Origin of the sequence: Sphaerospermopsis sp. LEGE 08334 (genome assembly GCF_015207205.1) — a bacterium.
Classification (GTDB): domain Bacteria; phylum Cyanobacteriota; class Cyanobacteriia; order Cyanobacteriales; family Nostocaceae; genus Sphaerospermopsis.
In genome coordinates this window covers 21,811-33,003 of sequence record NZ_JADEXH010000051.1, presented here as the reverse complement: position 1 = coordinate 33,003, position 11,193 = coordinate 21,811, and the positions used below count along the sequence as shown (strand labels likewise).

10 protein-coding genes are annotated in these 11,193 nt (G+C 38.7%); 6 read left to right on the top strand and 4 right to left on the bottom strand.

Going from position 1 to position 11,193, the window contains the following annotated elements:
* The first annotated feature begins 496 nt into the window (after nt 1–496).
* Together IQ237_RS22425 and IQ237_RS22420 are read left to right on the top strand one after the other, a co-directional pair.
* A complete protein-coding gene (locus IQ237_RS22425; protein WP_194059181.1) occupies nt 497–823 on the top strand; it encodes a hypothetical protein in 327 nt (108 codons plus the stop codon).
* On the top strand, nt 820–1,296 hold the full coding sequence (locus IQ237_RS22420; RefSeq protein ID WP_228020604.1) for a hypothetical protein: 477 nt from the start codon (nt 820–822) through the stop codon (nt 1,294–1,296). Before IQ237_RS22425 ends, IQ237_RS22420 begins: the two co-directional genes overlap by 4 nt.
* Before the next feature lie 154 nt (nt 1,297–1,450).
* On the opposite strand, the gene IQ237_RS22415 is transcribed toward IQ237_RS22420, so the two are convergent.
* Complete coding sequence (locus IQ237_RS22415) at nt 1,451–2,218, bottom strand: Uma2 family endonuclease (protein ID WP_194059179.1); 768 nt, start codon at nt 2,216–2,218, stop codon at nt 1,451–1,453.
* A 134-nt stretch (nt 2,219–2,352) separates the two neighbouring features.
* Nucleotides 2,353–2,871, bottom strand: a complete 519-nt coding sequence (ilvN, locus tag IQ237_RS22410) for an acetolactate synthase small subunit (protein WP_194059177.1) — start codon at nt 2,869–2,871, stop codon at nt 2,353–2,355.
* Nucleotides 2,872–3,156: 285 nt separating this feature from the next.
* Here ilvN and IQ237_RS22405 point away from each other — a divergent pair, with 285 nt between their 5' ends.
* Nucleotides 3,157–3,495, top strand: coding sequence for a BON domain-containing protein (locus IQ237_RS22405; RefSeq protein ID WP_194059169.1), 339 nt, complete (start codon nt 3,157–3,159; stop codon nt 3,493–3,495).
* A 114-nt stretch (nt 3,496–3,609) separates the two neighbouring features.
* On the opposite strand, the gene IQ237_RS22400 is transcribed toward IQ237_RS22405, so the two are convergent.
* Nucleotides 3,610–4,527 (bottom strand): alpha/beta fold hydrolase, encoded by a 918-nt coding sequence (locus IQ237_RS22400; RefSeq protein WP_194059167.1) that lies wholly within the window; start codon nt 4,525–4,527, stop codon nt 3,610–3,612.
* Between the two features lie 240 nt (nt 4,528–4,767).
* Here IQ237_RS22400 and infC point away from each other — a divergent pair, with 240 nt between their 5' ends.
* The 3 genes from infC (at nt 4,768) to IQ237_RS22385 (ending at nt 10,515) form a co-directional block, all read left to right on the top strand.
* Entirely contained in the window at nt 4,768–5,301 is a 534-nt protein-coding gene (gene infC, locus IQ237_RS22395; protein WP_096566105.1) for a translation initiation factor IF-3, read from the top strand.
* 261 nt (nt 5,302–5,562) lie between these two features.
* Entirely contained in the window at nt 5,563–8,565 is a 3,003-nt protein-coding gene (locus IQ237_RS22390; RefSeq protein WP_194059165.1) for an MFS transporter, read from the top strand.
* Nucleotides 8,566–8,943: 378 nt separating this feature from the next.
* On the top strand, nt 8,944–10,515 hold the full coding sequence (locus IQ237_RS22385; RefSeq protein ID WP_194059163.1) for a sodium:proton antiporter: 1,572 nt from the start codon (nt 8,944–8,946) through the stop codon (nt 10,513–10,515).
* 129 nt (nt 10,516–10,644) lie between these two features.
* Here the strand turns inward: IQ237_RS22385 and IQ237_RS22380 are convergent, their stop codons facing one another.
* On the bottom strand, nt 10,645–11,043 hold the full coding sequence (locus IQ237_RS22380; RefSeq protein ID WP_194059161.1) for a hypothetical protein: 399 nt from the start codon (nt 11,041–11,043) through the stop codon (nt 10,645–10,647).
* Nucleotides 11,044–11,193: the final 150 nt, after the last annotated feature.

The window sequence follows — 11,193 nt, the reverse complement described above, 5'->3', positions numbered from 1 at the left end:
TCTATTATTCCTGCTACTATCCCTAAATGGTCTATGTTCTGAATTTCTATTTCTTGAGGTTTTAATTTCACAACAGTTTCCTCTACTATTCTGTTGTTATCCATTATTTCTTATTTGGTTATCAATTCATTTTTTTCGTTTGTTTTTGTTACCAAGCTTCACTTTCTCACACCATCTCCCTTTTAATGCTACTCATTCTCATTAACCCTCTTAATCTTTGAATTATCTTTAGTTAATATGTACTACTTTAATGGCTTTTTTACCTTGTGACAGTTGAGGGTGCGGAATGTGGGATGTAAAATCTACTTAAATTGTGTTACATTTATATTTCTATCAATAAAGATAAATTAAGAAAAATTACGTAAACTTAACAAACCACAAAATGCCCAGCTTCTAAGGATATAGCTGGTAGCCAATATTTTATGTATGATTGATTCAAATTAGGTCAAAATATTAAATATTAATAATATCAATTACCTTCAGGAGTCTCTCATTAGTGTCAGAAAAAATCCACTCCCGATATGCGGATGGAACACCAGTTTATCAAAGTCAAAGACCTCCAAGATTTGGTGAACCCATAGCCGATCCTTTAGCTCAAGGAGGGCATTCTAGATTAAGATGGGATCAATACCATCAAAGAGTTTATCAAGCTAGAGAATTTGATACTAATGGTCAACCAGTGCGAGACATTGACTTTACCAGTCCTACATATCCTAATGGTACACCCCGTCCTGATCATTTATCACCCCCTCATCAACATCTTTGGCTTGCTAATATAACAGGTGGTACTCCCACTCGTAGTAAACAACCAAAACCTCTATGAATAAACCAGAAAAATCTGCACTTACTCTAGTTATTAAACCAGAAGAAAAAATAGAAAATCGCATTTTCTTAATAGTTGATTATTTGGCTAAAACCTATCCTCAATCACAATGGAAGATTACTGAAATAGATGCAACAGGATTATTAAGCAATTTTTTAACCCACACTCTTAATAACCAACAAAATACCATAATTCCTGCTCACGAATTTTTACAAATCTTTCAAGAAAATGGACAAATTCTAGATTTAGAAGCAACTTTAATCAAAAATCATCAAGAACAGCAAGAAATTATTACTATTTTGATCAGAGATGGTTATTCTGTAGATATTTTAGGATTCACAGAATTATTACCTGTTAATGTCTTAAAAGATTTTATTTCAGTTGACCCTCATCTATTTGACAGTGAAGAACCTAATTTGAATTTACCAGATATGCAGCAACTAGAATTATATTCCCAAACCACTAAAATCTAATAACAATAAAATTACAGAAAGCCAAATGCAAAATGATGAATAATATGACATAGATCCCCAACTTCTCAAAGAAATCGGGGATTTAAAAAATTGCGTCTTTGCGTCTTTGCGTCTACCCTGCGGGATCTCCTGACGGAGATTGCGTGAGGTATATTCAAACCTCATCCGGGTTAACCCCCAACTCCCGCAACCGTTCCGCTAAACGTGCAGCTTTTTGCTGTTCCTGTTCCAACTGAGACGTTAACTGCTGGGTTTCCGTAGTTAACTGTACACATTTCTCCTCACTATGTAACAATAAATTCCCCTGTAAATCCCACCAACGTAACCAGGGAGCTTGCATATTATTATACTGTCCTTCCCAAATTCCCAACTCTACACCTAATGGTAAAATTGGATAATGCCCCCTTTCATTAGCTGGTAATAATTCATAACGTCCATTCACTAAATAATACACTTCCACACTAGCTTTCTGCACTTCATAAATACCATAAAACGGTACTCTAATTGCTTGTTCATATACCCAGAACTTACCGTTAAACGGTGTTTTATCCCTTTCTTCTGCACCATCCCCAGACACAAACTCCAAAACTATCAAAGGTGCTATATATTCCTGCCACAATACGTAGGAACGGCGGAATTTACCGTTTAATATTGGTGGTACATTGGCTACATAAAACCAATCTGGTGCTTCCGCGCCTTTTTCCAGTGGTTCGGTTAAACGCCAATAAATACCGCAGTCTTGACCGATCGCATATTGTCCATCAGGATGTATTTTTTGCAAGGTGCTATTGATGGAGTCTGTTAGTAAGATGCTTTGGGGATGTTCTTGAAAATTCTTCACAAATGTTCCATCCGACTCTGGTAACTCGGTGTGGTCGGGAAGATGGGTAATATCTATGTCAGCAGGTTTCGCAAGAGTCATAAAACTGGGAATAGGGGTTAAAGACTCGATCGCCTCTATTGTAGTTAAATATTATGATATGGATGGGCGATCGCCTTTTTTTAGGATGGCGCGTGATAACTGACTGCTGATAACTGATAACTGATAACTGAATACTAAACCTTTGCTTCCAAAGACTTCAGCAACTCAGTATTAACACCAGATTCACGAGTCAAAGAAATCTTACCCGTGCGGGCAATTTCCCTTAAACCAAACTTTTGCAACACTTGGACGATCGCCACCATCTTACCCGGATCACCAACCACTTCCAAAGTCAGAGAATCTTCCGCTACATCCACAACCCTAGCACGGAAAATCTGAGCCAGTTCCACCACCTCAGAACGGTTGCTACTCGTAGCATTCACCTTTAACAGCATCAATTCCCTTTCAACACAAGGTGTCTCAGTAATATCCTGTACCTTGAGGACATTAACCAACTTATATAATTGCTTTGTGAGTTGTTCAATTACGCGATCGTCACCAGGTACAACCATCGTAATTCGGGAAACTCCACCCTGTTCAGCAGGACCAACAGCAAGGCTTTCTATATTAAAGCCACGACGCGCAAATAAACTAGAAATACGGGACAAAACCCCCGCTTCATCTTCAACAAGTACAGAAAGAGTATGTTTCATCTTCGCCAACACAGGCTAGGGAGTATAAAGAGTATAAATTTAACATCAGCCATAACTCACGGCTGCTTTAGACCGACTACAAAATCAAATTTTGGGTCTAAGCTTTTATTTTAATACGCCTGTGACATCCTATAAATCAGAGTTAGAGACTCAAAAACAGCATTCCCAGTCTGAGACTGGAAGATTAAAACTACTGAAAATCCTAGCAGAGATAGATGTTACTTGGTTTATAACCCTTTATACTGATATTTGAGAAACCATAAAATAACTAGGAGATAACCGTTTATGAGTTGGTTAAAAAGACTGTTTGGAATGGAAAAACCAGAAAACGCAAAAGTAAACCCAACTCCACAACCAGCAGCTACAGCTGACAAAATCCCTCCAGAACGTATAGGATTAAATGGCGAATATGATCAAAGTGGTTTAGCTAAAAGAGTCGCATTAGCCTTTGATCAAGATTCAGAACTTGCAAATTGCGATCGCCTCTGGGTAGCTCAACTAAGTAGCACCGTAGTATTAAAAGGTGAAGTTCCCAGTCAGCAAATTCTCAACAAAATGGTTTCTGTAGCTCGTTCTGTCAATGGTACTACTGACGTAACCACTGAGCAAGTTAAAGTTGGGTGATTGGTGATTGGTGACTGGGGAAGAAAATTTTAGATTTTAGATGTTAGATTTTAGATTGGATTTGACAAAAATAATCCAAAATCCAAAATCCAAAATCCAAAATTGTATTACCAATTACCCATTTCCTATTCCCCATTCCCTAATCCAATTTAAAATTACCTCATTCACCTTTTCCGGTGCTTCATCATGGGGACAGTGTCCCACATTTTCTAAATACAAAACTTCTAATTTTTCATTGTATTTAGCAAACTCACTGGCCAAGTTTGGGGGAACAAATTTATCTTTACTCCCCCAAATTAATAACATAGGAATTGTTAAGTTTGGTAAAATTTTCTTGACACTAGGACTAAATTCTGAATCTATAGAAGATTTAAACAAAGCAATAAAAGCACGGGTAGAGCCTCTGTCCTGTGGAGGTCCTGCTAAAATATCTATAAGTTCATCCGTAATTGCTTCTGGGTTGGTATAGGCAAGACCAGCCCAGCGTTTTAATACTTCTGGTTTTCTGACTACCTTAAAGAGTGGTTTCAGCAGTAAAGGCGAAGCAATAACACTTTTAAGTCCTTCCACAACTGGATGTAAAAAAGTAGGGAGGGCTTCTAATTCCAAAGTGGGATCAGGTAAACTCATCATTACTATACCCGCAACCATATCAGGATGGATATCAGCCGCAACTAAGCTGATTAAAGAACCCACAGAATTACCTATTAAGATAACTGGTTGGCGGATAAATGCCTGCCAAAAGTCATAAACTTGTTCTACCCAAAGTTTGACACTGTAATTAGCCGGAGCTTTTTCAGAAGCACCAAAACCCAGCATATCTAAGGCATAAACTGTATGATGTGTACCTAAAACTTCTAAATTATGTCGCCAATGACCAATGGAAGCACCAAAACCATGTAGTAAAATTAAAGGTGTGGTATTTTGGTAATTGTAAGTAGGCCGGATGTAGGTATAGCGAATTTGCCAACCTCTCCACAGCCAATCTCTTTGATTACCTAGCCGCTGCTGCCAAGATAACGTAGTAGTCACAAACTCTTTCCTGGAAAACTGTAATTTAAATTAACTATTGTAGGAAATCTGAACAAAGTTAGTAGAATAACAAATACAACAGATTAACTAAATGTTGTTTGAATTAGCTAACCTAAAGATATGCACTCATTTTTCCATTATGAGTCATTTACGTATTTTGCCTTTATTGGCATAGCAAACAAAACTAAGTAAACCAAAGCCAAGCCAAATCCTTAACTAAAAAAGCTCCCAAAAATCATAATGCCTGTGATTGAGAAAAAAAGAACTCGCGATCTGCCCCAAATTAACGAACGCATTCGCTTCCCGAAAATTCGAGTCATTGACACTGATGGCGGCCAATTAGGAATTATGCCGCCCCATGAAGCACTAAAGTTAGCAGAAGAAAAAGAACTAGACCTAGTGCTACTCAGTGACAAAGCCGACCCGCCGGTATGTAGAATCATGGACTACGGGAAATATAAGTTTGAGCAGGAGAAAAAGGCGCGGGAAGCCCGGAAGAAGCAGCACACGGCTGACGTGAAGGAAGTAAAGATGCGCTATAAGATTGAAGAACACGACTATAATGTGCGCGTCAAGCAAGCTGAACGCTTCCTCAAAGATGGTGATAAAGTCAAAGCTACTGTGATGTTCCGGGGTCGAGAAATCCAACACAGTGATTTAGCAGAGGATTTGCTAAAACGGATGGCTACAGATTTAGAACCGTTTGGTGAAGTACAGCAAGCGCCAAAGAAAGAAGGGCGAAATATGATGATGCTGATCTCACCCAAAAAGTAAAAAGCTAGAGGGTGTAAGGGTGTAAGGGTGTAGGGGAAGCAGGGAAAGTTAATAACCCAATCACCAATCACCAATCACCAATCACCAATCACCAATCACTAAACTGTAAATTTATTTCAAAATGATAGTCCTGGCTGCTGAGTGGGAAAAATAATACTCAGTTGTTCAGGACTTTTGCTATTTAGTAACTGCTGTTACTGTTATCCTAAATACTTAGCTGTTGCATTGTGATTACCTATTTCTCACCCCAGAAAAAACTGCATGGAATTAAAAAATCACTGGTTGACAAGCGATAGAGGCTTTCTAGCAAGATTGCTGAAGTGGGTCAATCTCCGACCAGAGGAGTTAGAACGCACTTGGACAATGTTTGCCTTCTACACCATTGTATCTGTAGGATTGCGGTGGGCAGAGGATAGCACTGTCGCACTGTTTTTGGATAAATATGGTGCAGGACAACTACCCTGGATTTATATTGCTAGTGCAGTTACTGGTGCTGTACTGGTAGTTTTATATTCTTGGTTACAAAAAGTTTTTCCCTTGCGTGCGGTAATAGTGGCGATCGCACCGGGGATGGTGATGCCATTATTTTTATTAGTATTCTTGTATGGTGGTGTCAATAATCCCTTATTTGCAGTAATTATTGTTTTCCTGCTCCGGTTGTGGGTAGATGCTTGTTATGTAGTTAATGACCTCAACACCTCAATTGTTGCCAATCAATTATTTAACATTCGGGAAATTAAACGCACTTACCCATTAGTCAGTAGTGGCATATTAGTAGCCGATGTGATTAGTGGGTTTAGTTTGCCGATTTTACTGCGATTCGCCAACCTGAATCAAGTCATTCTCATTGCTTGTATTGTCATCTTATTAGGCTCAGGAATTTTATTTTATTTAACTTATAAATATCCTTCAGCATTCCCTTATACACCACAACGGGAAATTACCGCAGAACAAGCTTCCCGACATCGCCGCCTAGAAACACCTCTAAAACGCTATGTTTGGCAATTATTCGCCTTTTTTGCCCTGTTGCAAGCCATCGGCTTGTTAATAGATTTTCAGTATTTGCGGGAACTCAATTCTAGTTTAGGCGAACAACAACTGGCCAGCTTCTTAGGTGTGTTTGGTGGGCTGGTGGGAATGTGTGAATTAACTACTCAGTGGTTTATTTCCAGCCGCTTGATTGAAAAATTAGGGGTGTTTTTCACAGCAGCACTTTTACCACTGACTGTAGGCTTTTTATTACCAGGGGCCATTTCATTTTTGGGCTTATTTCCAGCTATCGAAGAGCCTGGATTTTTCTGGGGTTTAATCAGTCTCAAATTCTGTGATGAACTGCTACGCTATACCTTTGTTATTAGTAGTGGTCCAGCACTTTATCAACCTATTCCCGAACGGATTCGTAGCCGGATGCAGGCATTATCCAGTGGTACAGCCGAAGCGATCGCCTCTGGTTTAACAGGGTTAGCCATTTTTGGCAGTGTATACATCATTGATCAATTTGTACCTCAAGGACTAAAAAAATGGGTATTAATCGGTGAAACCGTCATAGTGGCAGCTACCTGTTTAAAAGTTGTGTGGGAATTGCGATCGCGCTACATTGATGTATTAGTTTTAAGTGCCGAACGGGTAGGATTAAGTACAAATACTGTTAGTATACGCGCCTTCAAACAGGGAATCATCAAAGCATTGGTAGAAACAGGCAGTAGCACTGATAAACACTCTTGTTTAGAAGTTTTAGCCCAAATCGATCTCCCCGGTGCTGGACAAGTTTTAGCGCCATTGCTGGTGAAATTACCTTCAGATTTACAAAAGTCCAGCCTAGAAATCATGTTGCTGGGTGGAGCAAAGCCCCTGTACGTGCCGGAAGTTCGCCGCTTATTGGATCAGCCTCAAGCCACCCTAGATCCAGAAGTCTTTGCTTTGGCTATGCGTTATGTTTGGTTAGCAGAAGAGAATCTGAATTTAAGTCTCTTAGAACCATACATAGAACCACCAAACCATTCACTGATCCGTGCCACAGCAGCAGCCTTGTTATTGCGTCAAGGTACACCGATGCAACAGGCCGCAGCTACGAAAACTCTACGACGAATGCTCACCCATAAACAAGAACGAGAAAGGATCAACGGAGTCAGGGCGCTCAGAGAAGTGGTTTATTTACAGGCTTTGCGGGTTCATATTCCCAACTTATTGCAGGATGAATCATTACGAGTACGCTGTGCGGTTTTAGAAATGATTACCGCAACTCGCATGGAAGAATACTATCCCACACTCTTAGCCGCACTATACTATAAATCCACTCGCACAACAGCTATGCAATGTTTAGTGAGTATGGAAAATGAAGCCATACCCATGTTATTAAAACTGGCTACGAATGTTTATAAACCCGAAGTAGTGAAAATGCACGCTTGGCGTACCATTGCTCAAATCGGTACAGTAGAAGCAATAGAAACTTTATGGCTAAACTTGGAAACATCCAGGGGTATTAGCAGGGAACATATTCTCCGCTGCTTGCTGAAAATTTACCAACAGCCAGACAAGAGCAATGTTATAGATAAATTCTCTGAAAGTCTAGTAGAAGCGTTAATTGAGCAAGAATTAGAATTTCTGGGTGAGATTTATGCAGCCTATATAAACTTCCAAAATCTGGAGTCTTTAGAAAATTTTCATAGTAATGAAAGGCTTGTCACTATTGCCCAATTGCTACAACGCTCACTTATAGAATTAGAGTTAGATGTCAGAGACAGATTATTATTATTATTAAAACTGCTTTATCCGGCAGAAAAGATGCAGGCCGCAGCTTTTAATCTCCAATCTCAATCATTGGTAAATTTAGCAAGGGGATTGGAAATTTTAGACCACACTGTAAATTTACCTTGTAAGTCTCTATTGCTGAATATTTTAGATCGAAGACCAGAAGCAGAAAAACTCAAGTATCTTGTCGATGGGGGATTTTGGCAAAATGAAAATCTGTCCATCAATGAGCGTGTCCGTAAACTTATCAACCAGGGAAATTTGCTCTCTGACTGGTGTTTAGCTTGCTGTTTTCATTTTGCGCAAGCTGCTTATGTGCGACTGAAAACGACGGAAATTTTGACAAATTTGCGCCATCCTACAGGTTTTGTCAGAGAAGCAGTGATTTCATACTTGAGTGTGGTTTCCCAGCGAGTGCTGCAAGAAATTCTTCCCCATTTGCAAACAGATCCCCATCCACTTGTGGCCGCTCAAGTCAAGGAGTTAATAGCAAAATATAACAAGAGTCTGTAGTCAGGAGGCAGGAGTTATTTATTTTGGATTTTGGATTTTGGATTTTGGATTGTTTTTGTTAACTCCAATCTACAGCACTTTCCTTTGTAATGAGGTACACGATTGGCGGGCAAGACTTGTACTGAGCGGTTAGTGAGCGCAGTCGAACTATGTCGAAGTATGCCCACCCCACAAGAGTTTCATAATTATGATTTGTACCTCATAATAATGAAATCTGCTGTAAAATCTAAAATCTAAAATCTAAAATCTAAAATCTAAAATCTAAAATCTAAAATCTAAAATCTAAAATTTTCTTCCCCAGTCACCAGTCCCCAGTCAGGTGTCAAAAATATTAGTCTTGTTAAATTAAGCTGAGTACAAAACTTTACCATATTGTTGATGATGATTGAATCACAAATGGGTGAGCATTTGATTGCAGCCAATCTCAAGCAGTTTCTGTTAGTGCTTTCAGTATCATTAGGTGTAGCAACCCTACCGCAAATCTTTAGTTGGTTTCGGCAAATACCTTATACCTTACTACTGGTAATTGTTGGGTTAGGTTTGGCGATCGCTGATGTGCGTCTGGTGACTCTTTCCCCTGGTTTGATTTTGCTCATTTTCTTACCACCACTGTTATTTGAAGCTGCTTGGAATTTACATTGGCAAGAATTAAAAAAAGATTTTCTCCCTATTTGTTTATATGCAGTATTCGGGGTGGTAATTTCTATTCTTGGCGTAGCTATTGGGCTTAACCAACTGGCTGGACTTTCCCTGACTACTGCTTTACTTATTGGTGCTAGTTTATCTGCTACTGACCCTGTTTCTGTGACTGCATTATTTCGGGAATTAGGAGTAGGTAAACGTCTTGTTACCCTCATGGAAGGAGAAAGTTTATTTAATGATGGTATGGCGGTGGTGGCTTTTGCTTTTTTGGTAGCTTTACCTTTGGGAAAAGCCGAATTAGGCTGGCAACCAATTTTAATTGAATTTTGTACAGTCGTCGGTATTGGTGTGGCTGTGGGAAGTTTAATTGGTTTTGGTATTTCCTACCTTACCCAACGTTTTGATTTACCAATGGTGGAACAATCTTTAACTTTAGTTTCTGCCTATGGTACATATTTAATTGTGGAAGATTTGGGCGGTTCTGGAGTAATTGGAGTTGTCACCACTGGCTTAATTTTAGGTAACTTTGGTTCTCGTATTGGTATGAATCCCCGAACTCGGATTATTGTTTCTGAATTTTGGGAATTTCTCGCTTTTTTTGTTAATTCCATTGTCTTTTTATTGATTGGTGATCAAATTCGCTTTGCTAGTTTGGGCGAAAATCTCCAAATCATTTTTGTGACAATTCTAGCTATGATTGTGATGCGAGCATTGGCTCTTTACATTCTCAGTCAAATTAGCACTGCTATCACTAAATCAGAAATTTCTTTAGCTGAAAAAACTATACTTTGGTGGGGTGGGTTGCGGGGTTCTGTGTCTATTGCTCTGGCTTTAAGTGTACCGACAATTTTACCAGAAAGAAACGAAATTATAGCTACTGTTTTTGGTGTTGTATTATTCACTTTACTTGCACAGGGTTTAACTATTAAACCATTATTAGAAAAGTTGAATTTGTTAGGTGATGCTGGTTTACGTGAGCAATATTTAGAATTAGTGGCTCGGAATGTGGCTTTAAATCGGGTTTTGCAACATCTCCAAGCAGATAAACGTCCGGGAATTAACCCAGAATTTTACCGTTATCAAGAAACTTTGATTAAAGGTGAAATTGATGATTTACAAGGAGACATTGATAAATTACAAGTTGAATATCCCCATCTACGGGAATTTTCTGCTGAACAATTCCGGGGAGAATTATTAGCAATTGAAGCAGATACTTATGCTGAATTTGTGCGGTCAGGGCGGTTAAATAAAGAACTTGCACCTATGTTGCAAAATGTTTTACAAGCAGGTAAACAGATGGAAGGGTAAAAAACTGGGGATCAAGGACTGGGGACTCATTTGTATAACCAAAAACAAAAATATGTAACAAAATGCAAATCACACTGAAAACCTCTTCACTCTTGCCTCTTGCCGACCCCCACGAAAATACTTTTCACCCTATCTAAATAGTTTTTTTGGTGTAAATTTCCCTTTTTTGGGGCAATATTCAGAACAATTGATAGCTTCTTCCTTGAGAACTATATCAGGTCTTACCGCACACTTCAAATAATGGTTATTTGAGAAAAATTTACAGTTTTTACAGGGAACTTGATGTAATCCATTGACACTAAAAGCTATTTTATTGTCTGCATGAGAACGAAGTTTTTGCAAAATAAACAGAAAAATTGCCCAAATAAATACAAAGCTGAGTGGACTTAAAGCTATTGCTAAATCGGAGATGTTTAATCCTTCTTGTTGCGCGTATTCCGGTTGACTTTCGGTTTGTGTTAAACCATGAAAGGTTTTATTTAACGCTACCTTATCTACCTGATGTTGTAATATGTCTTCAATATACATATTATTTACCTGCTCTATATAATACGCTTTCTCAGCAATTTGTGAAAAATTAGATTATTTATTTCAATTATAGGTGTAACAAAATAAAAACTTGGCTATCTCTGTCGATGGGTTTGCTTGTAAATATCTGAATATATATCCAAGGTAAGA

What these genes read in the sequence shown, in the direction of transcription:
- IQ237_RS22420 (WP_228020604.1), top strand. Translation starts at nt 820, where the DNA reads ATGAATAAACCAGAAAAATCTGCACTTACTCTAGTTATTAAACCAGAA.
- IQ237_RS22415 (WP_194059179.1), bottom strand. Translation starts at nt 2,218, where the DNA reads ATGACTCTTGCGAAACCTGCTGACATAGATATTACCCATCTTCCCGAC.
- ilvN (WP_194059177.1), bottom strand. Translation starts at nt 2,871, where the DNA reads ATGAAACATACTCTTTCTGTACTTGTTGAAGATGAAGCGGGGGTTTTG.
- IQ237_RS22405 (WP_194059169.1), top strand. Translation starts at nt 3,157, where the DNA reads ATGAGTTGGTTAAAAAGACTGTTTGGAATGGAAAAACCAGAAAACGCA.
- infC (WP_096566105.1), top strand. Translation starts at nt 4,768, where the DNA reads ATGCCTGTGATTGAGAAAAAAAGAACTCGCGATCTGCCCCAAATTAAC.
- IQ237_RS22390 (WP_194059165.1), top strand. Translation starts at nt 5,563, where the DNA reads ATGGAATTAAAAAATCACTGGTTGACAAGCGATAGAGGCTTTCTAGCA.
- IQ237_RS22385 (WP_194059163.1), top strand. Translation starts at nt 8,944, where the DNA reads ATGATGATTGAATCACAAATGGGTGAGCATTTGATTGCAGCCAATCTC.
- IQ237_RS22380 (WP_194059161.1), bottom strand. Translation starts at nt 11,043, where the DNA reads ATGTATATTGAAGACATATTACAACATCAGGTAGATAAGGTAGCGTTA.